This window comes from Paraburkholderia gardini (assembly GCF_907164545.1).
Lineage (GTDB): Bacteria > Pseudomonadota > Gammaproteobacteria > Burkholderiales > Burkholderiaceae > Paraburkholderia > Paraburkholderia gardini.
Window position 1 is genome coordinate 129,666 of record NZ_CAJQZB010000006.1, and the last position, 20,227, is coordinate 149,892.

At 65.6% G+C, this 20,227-nt stretch carries 12 protein-coding genes; 3 read left to right on the plus strand and 9 right to left on the minus strand.

The features are described from left to right. Positions 1-40 precede the first annotated feature (40 nt). The gene (locus LPA37_RS06990) at positions 41-1,456 is read right to left on the minus strand and encodes an FAD-linked oxidase C-terminal domain-containing protein (RefSeq protein WP_228975038.1); all 1,416 of its coding nucleotides are present in this window, start codon (positions 1,454-1,456) and stop codon (positions 41-43) included. Positions 1,457-1,692: 236 nt separating this feature from the next. Between LPA37_RS06990 and LPA37_RS06995 the strand changes: the two genes are divergently transcribed. Then, complete coding sequence (locus LPA37_RS06995; RefSeq protein ID WP_228975036.1) at positions 1,693-2,238, plus strand: cob(I)yrinic acid a,c-diamide adenosyltransferase; 546 nt, start codon at positions 1,693-1,695, stop codon at positions 2,236-2,238. On the opposite strand, the gene LPA37_RS07000 is transcribed toward LPA37_RS06995, so the two are convergent. The 6 genes from LPA37_RS07000 to LPA37_RS07025 all read right to left on the minus strand — a co-directional run bounded on the left by LPA37_RS07000 (position 2,235) and on the right by LPA37_RS07025 (position 12,981). Beyond that, on the minus strand, positions 2,235-3,473 hold the full coding sequence (locus tag LPA37_RS07000; protein WP_229012133.1) for a DUF3734 domain-containing protein: 1,239 nt from the start codon (positions 3,471-3,473) through the stop codon (positions 2,235-2,237). The genes LPA37_RS06995 and LPA37_RS07000 overlap by 4 nt on opposite strands. A gap of 64 nt (positions 3,474-3,537) precedes the next feature. Beyond that, on the minus strand, positions 3,538-4,293 hold the full coding sequence (locus tag LPA37_RS07005; protein WP_229012134.1) for an acetoacetate decarboxylase: 756 nt from the start codon (positions 4,291-4,293) through the stop codon (positions 3,538-3,540). Positions 4,294-4,674: 381 nt separating this feature from the next. Next, positions 4,675-5,748, minus strand: coding sequence for a 3-deoxy-7-phosphoheptulonate synthase AroG (gene aroG / locus LPA37_RS07010; RefSeq protein ID WP_229012135.1), 1,074 nt, complete (start codon positions 5,746-5,748; stop codon positions 4,675-4,677). A gap of 381 nt (positions 5,749-6,129) precedes the next feature. Next, a complete protein-coding gene (gene tldD, locus LPA37_RS07015; RefSeq protein WP_228975030.1) occupies positions 6,130-7,596 on the minus strand; it encodes a metalloprotease TldD in 1,467 nt (488 codons plus the stop codon). Between the two features lie 129 nt (positions 7,597-7,725). Beyond that, complete coding sequence (locus LPA37_RS07020; protein ID WP_228975029.1) at positions 7,726-8,565, minus strand: carbon-nitrogen hydrolase family protein; 840 nt, start codon at positions 8,563-8,565, stop codon at positions 7,726-7,728. Between the two features lie 147 nt (positions 8,566-8,712). Further along, positions 8,713-12,981, minus strand: a complete 4,269-nt coding sequence (locus tag LPA37_RS07025) for a YhdP family phospholipid transporter (protein ID WP_229012136.1) — start codon at positions 12,979-12,981, stop codon at positions 8,713-8,715. 235 nt (positions 12,982-13,216) lie between these two features. Here LPA37_RS07025 and glnE point away from each other — a divergent pair, with 235 nt between their 5' ends. Next, positions 13,217-16,009, plus strand: coding sequence for a bifunctional [glutamate--ammonia ligase]-adenylyl-L-tyrosine phosphorylase/[glutamate--ammonia-ligase] adenylyltransferase (gene glnE, locus LPA37_RS07030; protein ID WP_228975024.1), 2,793 nt, complete (start codon positions 13,217-13,219; stop codon positions 16,007-16,009). Positions 16,010-16,045: 36 nt separating this feature from the next. On the opposite strand, the gene recN is transcribed toward glnE, so the two are convergent. Continuing rightward, on the minus strand, positions 16,046-17,722 hold the full coding sequence (gene recN, locus LPA37_RS07035) for a DNA repair protein RecN (protein WP_229012137.1): 1,677 nt from the start codon (positions 17,720-17,722) through the stop codon (positions 16,046-16,048). Between the two features lie 178 nt (positions 17,723-17,900). Beyond that, entirely contained in the window at positions 17,901-18,803 is a 903-nt protein-coding gene (locus LPA37_RS07040; RefSeq protein WP_228975021.1) for an NAD kinase, read from the minus strand. A 296-nt stretch (positions 18,804-19,099) separates the two neighbouring features. Here LPA37_RS07040 and hrcA point away from each other — a divergent pair, with 296 nt between their 5' ends. Further along, positions 19,100-20,119, plus strand: coding sequence for a heat-inducible transcriptional repressor HrcA (hrcA, locus tag LPA37_RS07045; RefSeq protein ID WP_228975019.1), 1,020 nt, complete (start codon positions 19,100-19,102; stop codon positions 20,117-20,119). The last annotated feature ends 108 nt before the right edge of the window (positions 20,120-20,227 follow it).

Below are 20,227 nucleotides of genomic sequence, written 5' to 3' on the forward strand. Positions count from 1 at the left end.
TTCGGGCGCGCGGTCGTGGAATGCCGGTTCGCCTGTCGGGTCATGCCGCCCAGGAAAAAATCTTGCCCGGGTTCATCAGATTGCGCGGGTCGAGCGCGTGCTTGATCGCGCGCATCGTGTCGACCGTGTCTTCGCCGTGCTCCTCGACGAGGAATCCCATCTTGTGCAGCCCGACACCATGCTCGCCGGTACACGTGCCGTCCATGCGCAGCGCGCGCTCGACGATCCGGTGATTGAGCCGTTCGGCTTCGACGAGTTCTTCCGGCTTGTCGGGGTCGATCAGGATCGCGACGTGAAAATTGCCGTCGCCCACATGACCGACGATCGGGCAGGGCAGCGGCGATTCCTTCAGGTCCTGTTCGGTCTCGACGACGCATTCCGCAAGACGTGAAATCGGCACGCACACGTCGGTCGTCACCGCGCGACAGCCCGGCTTTAGCTGCAGCATCGCGAAGTAGGCGCTGTGCCGCGCGTTCCAGAGGCGGCTGCGGTCTTCCGGTCGCGTCGCCCACTCGAAGCCTTCGCCGTGGTTCTCCGAAGCGATGTCCTGAACGAGTTCGGCCTGTTCCTTCACGCCGGCTTCGGTGCCGTGGAACTCGAAGAACAGCGTGGGCGCTTCGCGCAGCGTCAGGTTCGAATGCCGGTTGATCGAGCGGATCGCGAGCGAATCGACAAACTCGACGCGGGCAATCGGCACGCCGATCTGGATCGTTTCGATGACGGCGCGCACCGCGTCGCCCATCGACGGAAATGTGCACACCGCCGCCGACACCGCTTCAGGCTGCGGATAGAGCCGCACGGTGATTTCGGTGATGACGCCGAGCGTGCCTTCCGAGCCGACGAAGAGGCGCGTGAGGTCGTAGCCCGCGGACGATTTGCGCGCACGCGTGCCGGTCTTGATGATGCGGCCGTCGGCGAGTACGACGGTCAGGCCAAGCACGTTCTCGCGCATCGTGCCGTAGCGCACGGCGTTGGTGCCCGACGCGCGCGTCGCCGACATGCCGCCGATGCTGGCATCCGCGCCTGGGTCGATCGGGAAGAAGAGGCCGGTGTCGCGCAACGCTTCGTTCAACTGCTTGCGCGAGATACCGGGCTCCACGGTGACGGTGAGGTCCTCCGCGTTGATCGCCAGCACGCGGTTCATCTCCGACAGATCGATCGACACGCCGCCCTGGACCGCAAGCAGATGTCCTTCGAGCGACGATCCGTTGCCGTACGGAATGACGGGCACGTCGTACTGCGCGCAGAGCCTGACGATGCTCTGCACTTCTTCGGTCGTGCGGGCGTAGACGACGGCGTCCGGCAATTGCGGATCGAACGGGGATTCGTCGCGGCCGTGATGGGCGCGCACGGCATCGGATGTCGAAACGCGATCGGCGAATGCGGCCTTCAGCGCGACCAGCAGTTCAGCGGCGAACGGACGGCGCAGCGGTGCCGGTGGCACAGGATGATTCACGCGTGTCTCCTGAAAGCGGACGATGTTCGAATGATTCGATTGTTGACGTCCATTTTACGCTGATCGCCCGCCTGGCGCGGGTCGCGCCTGACAAACCTATAATGGCGCGATGGCCTCGCCGCAGATGCTGCGCGCGACACGAGCCCTTTCCAGCGAATCGCAAGCGTGCGATGGCCACGGCACTGGCATGGCATGAACCGTGTGTTGCCGCGTCGTCATCACTTAAAGGAATCATCATGGGCAATCGCCTGAGCAAAATCGCCACCCGAACCGGCGACGACGGCACCACCGGCCTCGGCGACGGCAGCCGCGTGCGCAAGGATGGCGCGCGGATCGCCGCGATCGGCGACGTCGACGAGCTGAATTCGAACCTCGGTGTGCTGCTATGCGAAGCGTTGCCCGACGATGTGCGGCAGGCGCTCGTCGCGATCCAGCACGATCTGTTCGATCTTGGCGGCGAGCTCTGCATTCCCGGCCACACCATGATCGCCGACGCGCAGCTCGCGCAACTCGACGCGTGGCTCGCACAATACAACGCAACGCTGCCGCCGCTAAAGGAGTTCATCCTGCCCGGCGGCTCGCGCGCCGCAGCCGTCGCGCACGTGTGCCGGACGGTGTGCCGCCGCGCCGAGCGCTCGATCGTCGCGCTCGGCCAGATCGAGACCGTCAACGCCGCGCCACGTCAGTACATGAACCGGCTGTCAGACCTGCTGTTCGTGCTCGCGCGCGTGCTGAATCGCGCCGAAGGCGGCACGGACGTGCTATGGCAGCACGACCGCTAGACACCGGCCTCGCGCTCCGCGCCTGTCTTTGGGCCGAGCCCGTCGCTGCTGCCCGGTGCGTGCACGTCGCGTGATGCGAAACCCGCCTCGTTCTGCGGCGGGTCAAGCCATTCCGGATGAGCGAGCGTTTCGCGGATATCGGCAAGCCCCGTCGCCCAGTGATCCAGCATCGTGTTGTAGCCGAACTGGAAATCCTTGAACTGGTTTTCGTACGGCTTGTCTTTGTAGATCAACTGCACGACGTTGTAGCGCTTGTCTGTCGACATACGTGCGGCGATCTTGCACCACGGATCGTTTTCAAGCGTCTCCGGACTCACATGGCGCAGTACCTCTCGAAGCGTGCGGCGTAGCAGTTGTGTGCGCCGCACGTTATTCGTGACAGCCCGCGTCCGGCTGGAATACTGGATATCTTTCGCGCGATCGTCGACCTGTCCCATGTTCGACGGCAGCGTGCCCTGTGCGCTCCACAGGTCGACCTGGAACGCGAGCGTGTCGCGCCGTGGCGTTTGTCCGAGTATTTCCGAAAGCGGCGTGTTGGAGATAAGCCCGCCGTCCCAGTAAAACTGGCCATCCACTTCCACAGCTGGAAAACCCGGAGGCAACGCGCCGGATGCCATGAAGTGTTCCGCCCGCAACGTGAGGTGTGCGTTGTCGAAGAACGTGAGGTTGCCCGTTGCGACGTTCGCCGCGCCGACGCACACGCGCATGCCGCCGTGATTGATACGGTCGAAATCGGCGAACTGCTCCAGCGTGCCCTTGAGCGTGCGGGTGTCGTAATAGCTGGCTTCGGTCACATCGAGCGTTCGCGGCCCGACCGGCGGCGGAAAGCGCGGCGTGAAAAAGCCCTTCTGGCCATCCAGCAGCGCGCGGGTCGCATACCACGACGAAAACACCTGGCGAAACGAGTCGGAAATGCCGACGAGCCGGGTTTCCAGTGCCGCTGGCCAGAAGCTCAGCGGCGAAGCGGGCTGGCAGATCGTGGCCCAGAACTGTTTGAGCGCATCGACGCGTTTCTCCGGCGCATTGCCCGCGATAATCGCGGTGTTCAACGCTCCGATCGAGATACCCGCGACCCAGTCCGGATGGATACCGACCTCGGCGAGCCCCTCATAGACGCCGGCCTGATACGAGCCGAGCGCACCGCCCCCCTGCAGCACGAGCGCCACGGTTTCATAGTGCTGCGAGACGATTTCACTGAGCGGCGGGCGCGGATTCTGATCAGACTGGGTTGCCATTTTCTAGCCTCGTGATGAAGCACGCCGGGCAGGCCCGGCGGGGTGGATTCCGGTACGGCTGGTTCTAGCGGTTCTGCGGATCGGCCGACAGGTAATCGAACGCCACTTCACCGAGCGCCAGCGTGAGATCGGCGATGATGTGCCGTGCCTCGACGATTTCCAGCACGGGCAGATCGCCCACGGGTGCGAGCGCATGCGAAGACAGCGCGAGCGAAGCCGGACCGCCCCACGCACCTTTGACGGTGATGTCCTTCAGATGATAGCGAACGATCTCGCAGATGCGCGGTGTGCCGTCCACGTGTGGAATGATCTTCAGCAGGTAGTTGTCGCCACTCATCTTCACGCGTTCGGCTTCCGCGTCGAGCGTGGTGTGCTTGTAGCCCATCGTGGCCGTTGCGATGCGCACCGGGCCGAAATCCAGCGTGCCGACCAGTGAGTCGATATGCGTTTCCAGTTTCGGCGACGCCAGCTTTTTCGGAAAACCCCACAGCTCGCGCCCGCCCGCGATGGGCGGATGATCGTCCAGATACATCGCGTGCGTATAGGCGCCCGCCTTGCCGTTGAACCTGACCGGGATGACCTGGCCGCTCTCCGTGTAGTCGCCGAAGCCGGTGGAATCCGGCATGCGGATGAACTCGTGGTGCACGAGATCCGTATAGACCTCGAGTGGCTCCGGCACAAGCGCGCGCAGCTTTTCGATATCCGTGCGATACGTGATGATCATGAATTCGCGATTGACGAACCGGTACGGTCCGATCGGGTAAGCGGGGCTCGTCAGCGGCATCGAGAATGCGGTTTCGCGGACTTCTTCGATTTTCATGAGATCTCCGAAAACAGGGTTCGGGGGAGCGCGTCGCGCAGGCGATGCGGGATGCGCAGGGCGAGATTCGATCAGGCAAAAAACAGCCGCGCAGCCGTACCGGGCAGAGCCGGTGCAGCGAGACAGCACTCCAGATACTCGATCAATTTCTGTTGCGTCGCAACAGGCTTTTCGGCGTAGGACGAATCCTGGGTAAAAGCGCGGGCGAAGTAGCGAAATGAAAGGAATGGGCGCCTGAAAGCGTCATGAATCCGATGTATGCACGCCGGGCGGCGCGCGCAAAAGAAATGCCGCCGGGTCTCTTCAACCGGGCGGCATGGATCGCCAGAAGCGGGCTCAAGCGAGCCCGCCCAGCCAGGATAAATCGCGCGCAACCCGCGCTTAATTGCCGCTGCCGCGCGCGATGCGTCGCTGCCTGACCGATTCGGCGAGCCCTTCGAGGACGGCGATGCTTTCGTCCCAGCCGATGCACGCGTCGGTGATGCTCTGGCCGTACGTCAGTTCGCAGCCTTCCTGCAGATCCTGACGGCCCGCCACCAGATGCGATTCCACCATGACGCCGACGATCCGTTCGTCGCCCGAAGCGATCTGGCGGCCGATGTCCGCGCATACCGGAATCTGGTTCTCGTGCTTCTTCGAACTGTTCGCGTGGCTCGCGTCGATCATCAGACGCGCCGCGAGGCCGGCCCGGCCGATGTCGGCGCACGCAACGTTCACGCTTTCGGCGTCGTAGTTCGGCGTTTTGCCGCCGCGCAGGATGATGTGACAGTCCTCATTGCCCGCGGTCGACACGATCGCCGAATGGCCACCCTTCGTCACCGACAGGAAATGGTGCGGCTGCGAGGCGGCCTTGATGGCGTCGACGGCGATCTTCACGTTGCCGTCCGTGCCGTTCTTGAAGCCGACCGGGCACGACAGGCCCGACGCCAGTTCGCGGTGAACCTGCGATTCGGTCGTGCGCGCGCCGATCGCGCCCCACGAGATCAGATCGGCGATGTACTGCGGGCTGATCATGTCGAGGTATTCGGTGCCGGCCGGCAGGCCGAGTTCATTGATCTTCAGCAGCAGCTCGCGCGCGGTGCGCAGGCCGTCGTTGATCTTGAAGCTGTTGTCCATGTACGGGTCGTTGATGAGCCCCTTCCAGCCGACAGTCGTGCGCGGCTTTTCGAAGTACACGCGCATCACGATTTCAAGCTCGCCCGCGAAGCGCTTGCGCTGCTCGATCAGGCGGCCGGCGTATTCGAGCGCGGCCTTCGTGTCGTGAATCGAGCACGGCCCGATGATGACGATCAGACGGTCTTCCATGCCGTGCAGGATGCGATGCATCGACTGGCGCGCGCTGTAGATCGTGTTCGACACGTTTTCGTCGAGCGCGAATTCGCGGATCAGGTGCGCCGGCGGCGTCAGTTCTTTCAGTTCCCGGATGCGGACATCGTCGGTGTTGTGCGGGGGCATGCTGGTTCTCCAGGATTCAGTTCGTAGCGTGTTCGCGCGGGAAGGATCTCAAGACCGCGGCAAACGAAACTCAAAGGTGTTCAACGGCTAATGGGTAGAAGCGGACAGGCGAAAAAAAACCGCCAGACTCGCTGGCGGTTTTTCGGGAATTCTCGGTGTTTCGTGCACTAACACCCCTCTCGATCCGCCAGCGGTCTGAGATACCAGAAAAAATAAAAGTAAAACCTGGCGAAAGACATGGCGAAAAAGCGTTGCTCATCGAAAAAGGGTGAGTGGCTTTATAACCTGCTCAAGCGCGCCTGACAAGCATCAGGCACTAAAAATGCGGATATTCCGCACGTTTCGTGCAATTTGCGCACGAAACGTGCATTGAAGCTCAAATCAGGCCGTGCCGCCGACGGTCATGCGGTCGATGCGCAGCGTCGGCTGGCCGACGCCGACCGGCACGCTCTGGCCTTCCTTGCCGCACACGCCGACGCCGGTATCCAGCTTCATGTCGTTGCCGATCATGCTCACGAACTTGAGCGATTCCGGACCGCTGCCGATCAGCGTCGCGCCCTTGACCGGATAGCTGATCTTGCCGTTCTCGATCATGTACGCCTCGGACGCCGAGAACACGAACTTGCCGTTCGTGATATCGACCTGGCCGCCGCCGAAGTTCACCGCATACAGGCCGTTCTTCACCGATTTGATGATTTCCTGTGGATCCTTGTCGCCGTTCAGCATGTACGTGTTGGTCATGCGCGGCATCGGCAGCGCGGCGTACGATTCGCGGCGCGCGTTGCCGGTGACCGGCATCTTCATCAGACGCGCATTCAGCGTGTCCTGGATATAGCCCTTCAGGATGCCGTCCTCGATCAGTGTCGTGCACTGCGTCGGGTTGCCTTCGTCGTCGATATTGAGCGAGCCGCGACGGTTCGGCAGCGTGCCGTCGTCGACGACCGTGACGCCTCTGGCCGCCACCTGCTCGCCGATCCGTCCGGCGAATGCCGACGAACCCTTGCGGTTGAAGTCGCCTTCGAGACCGTGGCCGATCGCTTCGTGCAGCAGCACGCCCGGCCAGCCCGGTCCGAGCACGACGGTCATCGCGCCGGCCGGCGCGGGACGCGCGTCGAGGTTCACGAGCGCGGCGTGCACCGCGTCGTCGACGTAGCCCGACAGGATTGCGTCGGTGAAATAACCGTAGTCGAAGCGTCCGCCGCCGCCGCCGCTGCCGATTTCACGCCTGCCGTTCTGCTCGGCGATCACGGTGACCGACACGCGCACGAGCGGACGGATGTCCGCGGCGAGCGCGCCGTCGCTGCGCGCGACCAGCACGACGTCGTATTCGCCGGCGAGGCCCGCCATCACCTGCTTGATGCGCGGATCGCGGCCGCGCGCCATTTCCTCGATGCGCTCCAGCAGCTTGACCTTGGCGGTCGCGTCGAGCGAATGCAGCGGATCGGACGGCAGGTACAGATCGCGCCCGGCAATGCCGGTCAGCGACGACGCCACCTTGATCTTCTGCTTGCCGCCGCCGGCCTTTGCGATCGACCGCGTGGCGAGCGCCGCCTGGCGGATCGCCTCGGGCGACAGGTCGTCCGAATAGGCGAACGCCGTCCGGTCACCCGACACGGCACGCACGCCGACACCCTGATCGATGCTGAAGCTGCCCGATTTGACGATGCCTTCCTCGAGACTCCACGCTTCGCTGCGCGTCGCCTGGAAATACAGGTCGGCGTAATCGATGCGGTGCGTGAAGATCTCCCCGAGGGTGCGGATGAGAACGCCTTCGTCGAGGCCATACGGCGTGAGGAGCACGTCCTTGGCGGTTGCGAGGTTGCGAATGCCGGGTTCGATGATATTCATGCGAGGTCTGGTCTTTTCAATGCAAAGGATTCGGTCGGAGCGTGCGTCGATGTCAGGTGTCAGATGGATCTTCGGCGCGGCGCTTTCAAGGTCAGTCTGGTCGGCGATGGGATGTCGGCTAAGGTCCGCTCATGTCAGCACGCGATGCCGCCAGGCGGGCAGGCTCTGGCGAACTTCATCGATGCGCGCGCGTTCGAGATTACCGGTCACGACGCCCGCGCCTTCGTCCCGCACGGCCACGATCTCGCCCCACGGATCGATCAGCATGCTGTGGCCCCACGTGCGGCGGCCGTTCTCGTGTTTGCCGCCCTGGGCCGCGGCCAGCACGTAACACTGGTTTTCGACGGCGCGTGCGCGCAGCAGCATTTCCCAGTGCGCACGGCCCGTGGTGTACGTGAACGCGGACGGCACGACGATCATCGCGCAATCGCCCATCCGGCGATACAGCTCCGGAAAACGAAGATCGTAGCAGACGGACAGGCCGACCCGGCCGAACGGCGCGTCAAAGGTGCGGACTTCGTCGCCGGGGCGGATCGTGCGCGCCTCATCGAACGATTCCTCGCCTTTTTCGAAGTTGAAGAGGTGAATCTTGTCGTAGCGGGCCGCCTCGCGGCCTTGCGGGTCGAAGACGAGCGTCGTGTTCAGCACGCGGGTGGCTTCCGGCGCGGTCAGCGGCAGCGTGCCGCCGATGACCCAGACCTTGTGGCGGCGCGCCGCGTCGGCGAGAAAGCGCTGGATCGGACCGTCGCCCCACGCTTCGCGCACGGCGAGCTTGTCCGTGTCCCTGAAACCCATGAAGCAGAAGTATTCGGGCAGCAGCACGAGCTGCGCGCCGTCGGCGGCCGCTTCGGCGATGAGGCGGCCGGCTTCGGCGAGGTTGCGGTCGCGATCCGGTGTGCTCACCATCTGGAGCGCGGCGACCCGGAACGACGCAGGGGCAGACTGTGAAGCGGCGTGTTGATCGCTCATGGGCGTTTCGAAAGACTCCCGGCTGGGCGGCGCGCGTTCCGGTTCCGCACACCTCGCGGAACGGGACACACGCCGGGACAATTCATGGCACCACCGCCGACCCTGCCTGCCACGGCGCAGCGGCAGTGCCTGGGGCCGGATCGGCGTTCAGTGGACGGCGGTCGGAGCCGGCTCGGCCATCTTACCGCGATCGTCATGGACCCGCTCGACATGCGGTTTGGACCACGGGCCGGTGATCGCGTAGTCCATCGCGAACGCGTGGCTGATCGACTGCGATAGCGCGAAGTCAGCGACCAGCGCGCCAAGACCGAACAGCGGGTTGATGATCGCCGCGGCGATCACGCCGGCGCCCGCGCTCACCGTCGGCGTGATGTGCACGCGCAGGTCCTGCGTTTCGTGGGCGAGGTCGACGGTGCCCTTCATGTCGGCGCGCGCCGGTGCGGTGACCATCTCGAAGTTGTCCGTGCGGCCGACGCCTTCGTCGATCTTCGCGGCGCCCGTCACGCGCTCGAACGGCAGGCCTTCGCCGATCACGTCGCGGAAATTGAGCGTGGCGAAGCGCGCGAAGCTTTGCAGGCTCACCACGCCGAGCAGCTTGGCGACACCCGGATCGACCTTCAGGATCTGTCCGTGACGCAGGTCGAGGGCGAGCGTGCCGCCGAGCGTCGGGTAATTGATCGCGGTCGGGCCGCCGATCCACGCGAGCTGGCCCGACAACGTGCCCGAGCCGTACTTGACCGCATGGGCGACGCCGGCGCGTTCGAGCAGCGCGCCCGCGTCCTTGATGTCGAGCTTGAAATCGACCGCCGTGCGGCGGGGCACGGCTTCCTCGGTGCTGCCGGCGATTGTTTCGTCGGTGCGCCACTTCGCGGTCGCGCTCAGGGTCGCGGCCGGGTTGCTGAGGTCGAGCTTGTCCAGTTGCCAGACGGGCACGCCGTCCTCGTCGAAATTGTGCGCGTCGACTTCCAGCCGGCCGAGATTGCGCTCGCGCACGATCAGCTCGTTCACAATCAGATCGACCGACGGCATGTTCTGCGCCGGCACCGACATCGCGCGGCTGAACAGATCCTTTTCGCTCGCCGACGGAATCACGAGTTTCGCGAAGCGCGCCTGCAAGGTACCGGGCGAGCCTTTCGTCGCGCCCGGCAGCCACGACACGTAGCCCGACACCTGGCTCGAGCCGATGTTGGCCTGCCACTTGCCGGCCTGGCTCGAGGCGCCGACCACCAGGTTGTCCCAGTGGCGCTTGAGGAGCGTGAGCGTGCCGATGTGGACCGCGAAGCGGGTCGGCAGGAACTGCTGCGCCGTCGCGTTCGGAACGCCGGGTTGCATGGCGTCCTTGCTGCCGCTGCGCATCTGCGCGACGAGCGCGCGCCACGCGTCGGCGTCGAAATGTTCGACGTCGACTGCTGCGGTGACGCCCTCAGACGGCAGATCGGCCGGCTTGTTGATGCCGATCGCGCCACGTACGACCGTCAGCGGCGCTTTCGGGTCGTGGCGCAGCAGGTAAGTCGCGGTGATCGGGCCGAAGGTGAGGTCGGCGCGTTGCAGGCTGGCGTCGCCGGGGGCGGGTGTTTCCGCGGTTCCCGCGGACGAAGGGGGCTCGCCCGCTTTCCCCGCCGGTCTGGGCGCCACCGGCGCGCCCGCCGGCGAAGTATCCGCTGGTGGCCGGAGCGTGAAGCGCAGCGGCATCGGCTCGCCCATCGGCTTGTTGAACGGCGCGGGGAGGTCCAGCGCGAGGCCGGTCAGATCGGAATTCATGGTGACGTCCGGCAGGCGGCCCTTCGCGCCGTGAATGTTCATCTGGTACGGCGCGCTGCCGCTCATGTGCGCGAGCACCTGGGTGGCCGGGCCGCGCAGGTTCAGCCCGCGCGCGGCGTCGACGCTGATGTGGCCGGCGACGTCGAACGCGTAGGTGCCGTCCTGCCGGTATCCGCCGTTCGCACGGACGTCGCCGCCGAGAAAGCGCGCGGACAGCCGGTCGGTCCGGGCGGTGTGCTCCGTGAAATGCAGCTTGCCGTTGATCTGCGAGAGCGGCGGCAACTTCTCCATCGCGAGCTGGTTGTTCTGGAATCCGAGCGCGCCTTCGATGGCAACGTGCGGCATCGGCGTGCGCGGCAGCGTCAGTTTGAGCGCGAGCGTCGCCGGACCCTCGGCATGCAGCTTTTCGCCGGCGTGTTTCGAAATGCCACCGAGCGCGCTGTGGTTCACGTAGTCGAGCATGTCGGCGAGCGGGCCGTGCGCGTCGCCCACGATGACGAAGTTCGACGCCTTGGTGCCGAGATCGTCGATCTTCCCGGAAACCTTGCCGAGCGCGACGCGCCTGTAATGCGCATGGTCGACATCGAAGCGCAGCACGTTTTCCTTCAGTTCGAACTTGCCGTCGATGCCGTCGAGCGCGGGCCAGACGCTCGGTGTGCCGTCCTTCAGCTTGCGCGGCGGAAACGGCGACGGCTCGAAGCGGCCGCCGCGAAACGGCGCGACGATGCGAAAGACGCCTGCGGTCGGGTCGCGCGAGTAGGGGAATTTGTCGAGATTGCCATGCACATCGATTGTTCCCCCGTGCGACGTGCCGGCCTGCAGACCGTGGCCGAGATACAGGCGCAGCTTCTCGCTGATGCTGGTGGGCAGATAGCGTGGGATTCGCGACACGGCGGCGCGGTCGAACACGGCGGTCAGATCGAGCGAGCCGCGCCCGTGGCCGGGGTTCGTGTAGTTCGCGGTGAGCTTCGCGGCGGCGTCCGCGTTCGCGACCGCGAAATCGGACATCCTGAACGTGAACGCCTTGTGCTGTTCGCCCGGCGGGGCCGGCTTGATTTCCCACTGGCCGTGGCCGGTCATCCGGTCGAACGTCAGGCGTGGGTCGTCGAATACACCAGGTAGCGTGACGGCGACCTTCTCGGTGTCGAGCGTGATGGAGCCGTGGTTCTCATCGGCATCGACGCTTCCCCACAGGTTCTCGACGCCCGGAATACCCGCGCGTGGGTGGTTCAGTTTCGTGAGACCGGGCGGCGGTTCCTGCGCGGCCACGCTGATGCCCTGCAGATCGCCCTTGAAGCGGTAGTGCACGATCGGCTCGGCACCCGCCGAACGCTGCTCGGCGGCGGCTTCGCCAGCATCGGGCTTGTCCCGTTCGATTTCGATCACGTAATTGGCGACCAGCCCGCGCGGATTGAAGCGCACGAGGTTGTTCAGCAGGCTGCGCGGCAACGGCAGTGCCCGGCTGAATTCCGCGAGGATGCCGAGGTCGACGCGATCGCCGTTGACGCTGATCAGTTGCCCGTGCTGGATGCTCGGCATCCGGTAACGTGCGTTCAGCGTCGCGAGCGTGAGCGTGCGCGTGACCGGCGTGCCGTCATCGAGCGGCGGCTGGCCGAGCTCGGCGTGCAGGTCGCGCAGTTGCAGCGTGAAGTCGCGGCTCGCCAGATCGACGTGCCATGTGAAATCGGCGACTGGCACGTCGAGCCTCGGCTGCGTCGGATGCACGCGCATCGACACGTCGGTGCCGGCCAGATGCCCGCCCGCGGATGTCATCCGGCCTTCGGCGAAGTCGATCCAGATGGCGTTGTCGATGCGGCCCGCGTAGGTCTCGACCGGGAAATCCATATAACGCGCGAGCGTCGGCAGATCGACCGGGCCGGTCGACAGATACGCCTGACCTTTCCAGTTGACCGGCTTGCCGACCGCCGAGAGCGGCGCGTGGCGAAAGTGCGCGCGGAAGTCGAGCGGGCCGTGCAGCACGGTGCCCTCGGCGGGCGCCTGCAGGGCGAAACGATGCTCGTAGCCGTCGTTGAGGATCGCGAGGCGGATATCGTGCAGCCTGATCTCGGGTGCGTCGTGACGCGCGTCGCGCCAGCGCAGCGTCCCGCCGCGAAGCACGATCGCCTGCTGGCGAAGCAGCCAGGTGGTGAACGCATCGTTGCCGGTATGGCGGGTGGGTAGCGGTACGCCGGCCACCGAAAGCACGCCGTCGGTGCCGCGTGCGATCAGGACGTCGGGCTGGTCGACGACCAGGCTCGACATCACCGGCTCGAACTGCACGAGCGAGCGCCACGACAGCGTCGCGGTGGCGTGCGGAATGGTGAGTGCGGTGTTGCCGTCGCGGTCGCGGATCGTGACGTTGGCGATATCGATGCCGGGCTGGAAACCTGTCCAGTGCGGCGTCAACTGGCCGATGTCCAGTTGCGCGTGCAACTTCGACGAGACGGCGGCCTCGATGCGCGGACGGAGCGCATCGACGTGCGGCAGGACCGCGTAGCGCAAACCCAGAAAGAGGCCCACCACGATGAAGTACAGCACCAGCGCGATCGCGAGAACGACTCGCAGCGTATGGCGCAGCACCACATGGTCGCTCCCGCTGCTGGGCCTGGCGTGTCCGGCCTCGTGCGGGTCGGCGGATTCGTTTCGCTCGGACATGCGGCGGCGGGTGGGCGTATGGTAGTTTTGCGGTCTGACGACGAAATGTAACACACAGGCCAACGGCTACGGGCACTCGGTGAAACGTCCGGCCAGCAAGCCTTGCGACGCAACAGGACAGTACGCTGAAGTGATCCGGAGCGCCCGGCTGGCGACTTCGCCGGATCCGTCCTGCGCGGCTGTTGCGTGCCCCGTGCGTCGTAATCGATGAAGCAACGAGCGAGCCAGACCTTAGATGACTGATTCCACCCTGATGAGTTCCGCCTGGTCGCACTACGCGGCGCGCGCCGCGGCGGCCCGACCCGAACTCGCGGCACGCGTGACGGCGCTCGCGGCGGCGCCCGTCACCCGCGCGCAGATCGACGCGCGGCTCGACGAACTGACCGGCGCGGGCGGCCTGGCGTCCACTGCACCGCTCACCGAAGATGCACTGAAAAAGGCGCTGCGCCAGTTGCGCACCGAGGTGTTCTGCGCGGTCATGGAGCGCGATCTGTCGGGCCGCGCGGACGTCGCCGAAGTCACCGGCACGATGACCGATCTCGCCGAGGCGACGATCCAGCGCTCGCTCGCGGTGCTGTCCGCCGATCTCGAAGCGCTCTATGGCGAGCCGCGCGGCCCCGATGGCGAGCGGCTCACGCTCGGCGTGGTCGGCATGGGCAAGCTGGGTGGGCGCGAGCTGAACGTATCGTCCGACATCGATCTGATCTTTCTGTACGAAGAGGACGGCGAGACGGCCGGCGGCCAGCGCCCGGGAATCGCGACGCAGGATTTCTTCGCGCGTCTTGGCAAGCGGTTGATCGCCGCGCTCGCCGAAGTCACCGCCGACGGCTACGTGTTTCGCGTCGACATGCGGCTGCGGCCGAACGGCGATTCGGGACCGCTCGTGTGCAGCGTCGGCATGCTCGAAGAGTATTTCTACGTGCAGGGCCGCGAATGGGAGCGCTACGCGTGGATCAAGGGCCGGCTCGTCTCGGAAGGCGAGAGTGAGGCGGCGCAGCGTCTGTCGAAGCAGCTCGACGCGATCGTCACGCCGTTCATCTACCGCCGGTATCTGGACTTTGGCGTGATCGCGGCGATCCGCTCGCTGCATCTGCAGATTCGCCAGGAGGCGCAGCGCCGTGCCTCGATGCGTCCCGACAAGGCCGACGACATCAAGCTCGGTCGTGGTGGCATTCGCGAGATCGAGTTCAGCGCGCAGGTGTTCCAGCTGATTCGCGGCGGGCAGGATGCGGGCTTTCGCGTGCGGCCCACGCTGAAGGTGCTGCGGCACGCGGCGGCGCACGGGCTGATCGCGCCGGCTGTGTGTGCCGAACTCGCGCAGGCCTACCGGTTTCTGCGCGACCTCGAACACCGTCTGCAATACCGCAACGACGCGCAGACCCACGCGATGCCGGTCGACCCGGAAGAACGCGCGCAGCTTGCAACAACAATGGGTTTCGACGATTACGCCGCGCTGATGACGGCGCTCGACGGGCATCGCGAACGCGTCGAGCGGCAGTTTGACGAAATTTTCGCCGACAAGGTGAGCGGCCAGAACGGCTGCGGCGCGCAGGAAGACGGCGCGGCGGCCTGGGTGTGGAGCAGCGCGCTCGATGACGAAAGCGCCGATGAAGCGCTGCGGGCCCGCATCGTCGAACTGGGCGTCGAGGAGCCGGGCGAGCTGCTGGACCGGCTACGTGCCGTCTGGCGTTCGTCGCGTTACGCGGGGCTCGCCGAGCGTAGCCGGCAGCGCTTTGACATCGTCGCGCAGCGCGCGCTCGAGGCGGCCCGCACGCTGGAGCCGGCCGGCCGGCGCGGCGACACGATCGCGCGCTTCTTCGATCTGCTCGAAGCAGTGAGCCGGCGCGGCGTATACCTCGCGCTGCTGACGGAATATCCGGTGGCGCTGCACCGTGTGCTGTCGGTGCTGGGCGGTTCGCGCTGGGCGGCGGGCTATCTGATCCGGCATCCCCAGCTGCTCGACGAACTGCTCGACGACGAAGCCATCGCGAGTCCGTTCGACTGGCCCGAGTTCAAGCGGTCGTTGCGCGCGCGGATCGCCGCGGCCGATGGCGTGGAGCAGCAGATGGACCTGCTGCGCCACGCGCACCAGGCGGAGGTGTTCCGCATCCTGCTGATCGACCTGGCCGGCCATCTGAGCGTCGAGCATGTGAGTGACCGGCTCTCCGAACTCGCTGACGCCGTGCTCGACGTGACGCTCGAAGCGGTCTGGAAGACGGTGGCGAAGCGCCATCGCGAGGTGCCGCGCTTCGCGGTGATCGCGTACGGCAAGCTCGGTGGCAAGGAGCTTGGCTACGCGTCGGACCTCGACGTGATCTTCCTGTACGACGACCCCGACGACGCAGCCGCCGACGTCTATGCCACGTTCACGCGGCGCCTCATCACATGGCTCACGATGGCGACGGGCGCGGGCACGCTGTTCGACGTCGACCTGCGTCTGCGGCCGAACGGCGAATCGGGGCTGCTGGTGACCGATCTCGACGCGTTCCGGCGTTACCAGCTGCGCGAAGGCGACGCGGCGAACACCGCGTGGGTGTGGGAGCACCAGGCGCTGTCACGCGCCCGTTACTGCGCTGGCGACGCGGAGATCGGCGCGCGCTTCGAAGCGATCCGCACCCAGGTGCTGACGACGCCGCGCGATGCCGCGCCGCTCGCCGCGGAGATCGTCGAGATGCGCCAGCGCGTCGAAGCCGGGCACCCGAACCGCACCGAGCTCTTCGATCTGAAACACGATCGCGGCGGGATGGTCGATATCGAGTTCACCGTTCAATACTGGGTGCTGCTGCACGCCGCGCGCGACCCCGAACTGATCCGCAACACGGGGAACATCGCGCTCTTGCGCGAGGTGTCGCGATTCGGGCTGATGAGCGAGGAAGAGGCGGAGACGGTCGGGGCGGCGTACCGGACGTATCGCAAGCTGCAACACCGGCTGCGGCTCGACGGCATGGAAAAGGCGCGGGTCGAGCCGGAGCGGGTGCACGCCGAACGCGACGCGGTGCTGGGGTTGTGGAAGCGCGTGTTCGGGTGATGAACGGCATGGCGCGCGGGCGCCGGGCGGCACCGCTCACGCCGTCAGCATTTCCTTTGCGTGCTTGCGGGTGGTCGCGGTGATCTCGATGCCGCCGAGCATCCGCGCGACTTCCTCGATGCGGCTCGACCTGTCGAGCGGCGTGACGCTGCTGGTCGTGCCGCCCTTGCCGTTGCCGCTCTTCGCCACCTGAAAGTGATGGTCGCCGCGCGCCGCCACCTGCGGCAAATGCGTGACGCACAGCACCTGACGGTCGCGCCCGAGCTGATGCAGCAGCCGCCCGACGACTTCCGCGACGCTGCCGCCAATCCCCGTGTCCACTTCGTCGAAGATCAGCGTCGGCGTGAGGCTCGCCGCGCTCGCGATCACGGCAAGCGCGAGGCTGATCCGCGCCAGTTCGCCGCCCGAGGCGACTTTCGCGAGCGGTCGCAGCGGAACGCCCGCGTGACCCGCGACGCGAAACTCGATCTGCTCCGTGCCGTGTGCGCCACCTTCCGCTAGCGGCACGAGCGCCACCTCGAAGCTGCCGCCGGTCATCGACAGTTCCTGCATGCCTGTCGTCACCGCCGAGCCGAGCACTTTGGCTGCTTTCGCGCGCGCCTTCGACAGTACCTTTGCTTCGGCGAAGTACACGTCTTTCGCTTTCGATTCGGCAGCGCGCAGGCTGTCGAGATCGGCTGCGGCATCGAGTGCGGCGAGTTGCGCACGACGGGTTTCGTGTTCTTCGGGCAGCGTTTGCGGCTGAAGACGGAATTTGCGCGCCATCGAGTGCAATGCTTCAAGGCGCTTCTCGACCTGGGCGAGCCGCTCGGGATCGAGTTCGAGCCGCTGCGCGTAATGCGAGAGCGAATAGGCCGCTTCCTGCAACTGGATTTCGGCGGGCTCGAGCGCGGCGAGCGTATCGTTGAGCGCGGGATCGATCTCCGCGAGACCGCGCACCTTCGAGATGATCGCGCCGAGGTGCGTGATCATCGCCTCGTCGGATTCCGACAGCGCGCCAAGCGCGCCCTGCACGCCTTCGATCAGGCTCGCCGAATGCGACAGCCGATGATGTTCGGCGTTGACCTCTTCCCATTCACCTGGTTGCGGCGCGAGCTTGTCGAGTTCGGTGAGCTGCCAGGCAAGCCGCTCGCGTTCGAGCTGCAGTTCGCGATCGCGTGTCTGCGCGGTTTCGACCGCCTGCGCCGCTTCGCGCCAGCCGCGCCATGCGCGCGTGACGCTGGACGCCGTGTCGAGCAGCCCGGCATGCGTGTCGAACAGTTCGCGTTGCGCGTCGGGGCGCATCAGCAACTGGTGCGCGTGTTGCCCATGAATATCGACGAGCATTTCGCCGACTTCGCGCAGCTGCGTGAGCGTGGCCGGCGTGCCGTTGATGAAGGCACGCGAGCGGCCGTTCGAATCGATCACCCGGCGCAGCATCACTGTGCTGCCATGCATCGCGTCGGCGGGGTCGGCTTCGATGCTGAGCGCCTGTTCGTCGAGCCACTGTTCGACCTGCGCGTGCGTCGCGAATTCAGCCGTGATGTCAGCGCGCGATTCACCGGTGCGCACGACGTTTGCGTCGGCGCGGGCACCCAGCGTCAGCGCGAGCGCGTCGATCAGGATCGACTTGCCCGCGCCCGTTTCACCGGAGAAAACCGTGAAGCCGCTGTCGAATTCGAGATCGAGCGCGGCGACGATCACGAAGTCGCGTATCGAGAGATGGCGAAGCATGGAGTCTGGTCTGGTTAGCTGTTTTAGCGGCAAATTCGATGCGCGGGTGACACTGCGTGTCCTTGCGTTTTGCTTCCTGTGTGGTTGTCGGGTTGCGTAGTTGCGCGGCCATGCAGGTCAATCTGTCGGCTGCCCGCTCACGCGAGTCGAGTCGACCGGTGAACGGTATGCGGATGGTTCACGTCGGCGGATCGTCCGCGAGCGACGGGTGCTCGTTCCAGTGAAGCTTCTTGCGCAGCGTCGCGTAATAGCTGTAGCCGACCGGATGCAGGAACGGCACGGTGTGGCGCGAGCGGCGTACGTCGATCGTGTCGTTCAGTTCCAGCGCCGTGAACGACTGCATGTCGAAATTCACGTTGACGTCGCGACCCGAAATGATCTGGATGCTGACCGCCGAGTCGTCCGGAATCACGATCGGGCGGTTCGACAGCGCGTGCGGCGCAATCGGCACGAGCACGAGACCCTGTAGCCGCGGATGCAGGATCGGCCCCGCCGACGACAGCGCATATGCGGTCGACCCGGTCGGCGTGGCGACGATCAGGCCGTCCGAGCGCTGGTTGTACATGAAACGCCCGTCGACAGAGACGCGCAGTTCCGCCATCCCCGAGAAGCCGCTCCGGTTGACCACCACGTCGTTGAAAGCCAGCGCGTGATAGATCGGCTCGCCGTCGCGCATGATGCGGGCTTCGAGCAGCGTCCGTTCTTCCCGCTCGAAACTGCCCGCCAGCATCTGGGGGACGATTTCCCGCATGTCCGAAATCGGAATATCCGTGATGAAGCCCAGCCGGCCATGGTTGATGCCGATCAGCGGCGTGCGGTAGGGCGCGAGCTGACGCCCGATGCCGAGCATGGTGCCATCACCACCCAGCACCACCGCGACGTCCGCACGTGCGCCGATCTCGTCGGGACGCAGTGCCGGATAGCCGGTCACGCCGATTTCCTGGGCGGTGTCCGCTTCGAACACGACGTCGAAGCCGCGCCGCGCGATGCACGACGCGAGCTCCGTCAGCGGCTCGCCGATGCCTGGCGTGTGGCTGCGCCCGACTAGCGCAACGGTCTTGAACTGGCTGGTAACTTGCATGCCGGCATTACACCATAGCTGTGTGTCGAAAAGAACCTTTCACCTGCTGTCGCAACAGCGCGCAGGACGGCGGACCTGGCAACGCGCCGTGAGTGGTGGCGCCTGCCGCTACTTTGCCCGCTGGCGGGCGCGGCTGCGCGGCCGGTGTGGGTTTGTCGCTAGAATGGTGAACCGCCACTGACGACAGGCCGCCCGGCGGCGTGCCGCCGGACGCCAGACGCGACGAACCCGCGACTGTAGCGAAACGTTTTGTGATCGCTCCCTGAAGTATCGCCGTTGAGCTAAAATTTTCCCTCATGCTAGATCCTCGCGCACAAACCCTCCTCAAAACGCTGATCGAGCGCTATATCGCCGAAGGTCAGCCGGTCGGCTCGCGCACGCTTTCCCGCTATTCCGGCCTCGAGCTCAGCCCGGCGACCATCCGCAACGTGATGTCGGACCTCGAGGATCTCGGTCTTGTGATCAGCCCGCACACCTCGGCCGGGCGCATTCCGACGCCGCGCGGCTATCGTCTTTTCGTCGACACGATGCTGACCGTCGAATCCGCCGCTGACGAAGAAGCGGTCATGCGCACGGTCAAGACCACGCTCCAGGGCGGCGAGCCGCAGAAAATCGTCGCGGCGGCGGCGAGCGTGCTCTCCAGCCTGTCGCAGTTCGCGGGCGTCGTGCTGACGCCGCGGCGCAGCCACGTATTCAAGCAGATCGAATTCATGCGCCTGTCCGACAAGCGCATCCTGCTTATCATCGTGACGCCCGAAGGCGACGTGCAGAACCGCATCATGGCCACCCAGCGCGACTTCTCGCCGTCGCAGCTCGTGGAAGCCTCCAATTACATCAACGCGCACTTCGCGGGCCTTTCGTTCGACGTGGTACGCCGGCGCCTGCGCGACGAGATCGACGAGTTGCGCGGCGACATGACCACGCTGATGCACGCGGCCGTGACCGCCAGCACCGACGACACCGACACGGGCGAGACCGTGCTGATTTCGGGCGAGCGCAACCTGCTCGAAGTCGCCGACCTTTCGTCGGACATGGCGCGGCTGCGCAAGCTTTTCGATGTGTTTGACCAGAAGACCAGCCTCCTTCAATTGCTCGACGTATCGAGTCACGCGCAGGGCGTGCAGATTTTCATCGGCGGTGAATCGAATCTGGTGCCGATCGAGGAAATGAGCGTGGTGACCGCGCCGTACGAGGTGAATGGAAAGATCGTCGGCACGCTCGGTGTGATCGGGCCGACGCGCATGGCCTACAACCGTGTCATTCCGATCGTCGACATCACCGCACGGCTGCTTTCGATGAGCCTCAGCCAGCAGTAACACCCCGCGTGCACCGCACGTCGCGCATCGCATGAGACACATGATGCGCGACCGCGCGCACCGCGCCAACTGGCCGGATGGCCAGCTATCGGTGGAAAACCGGGCCGC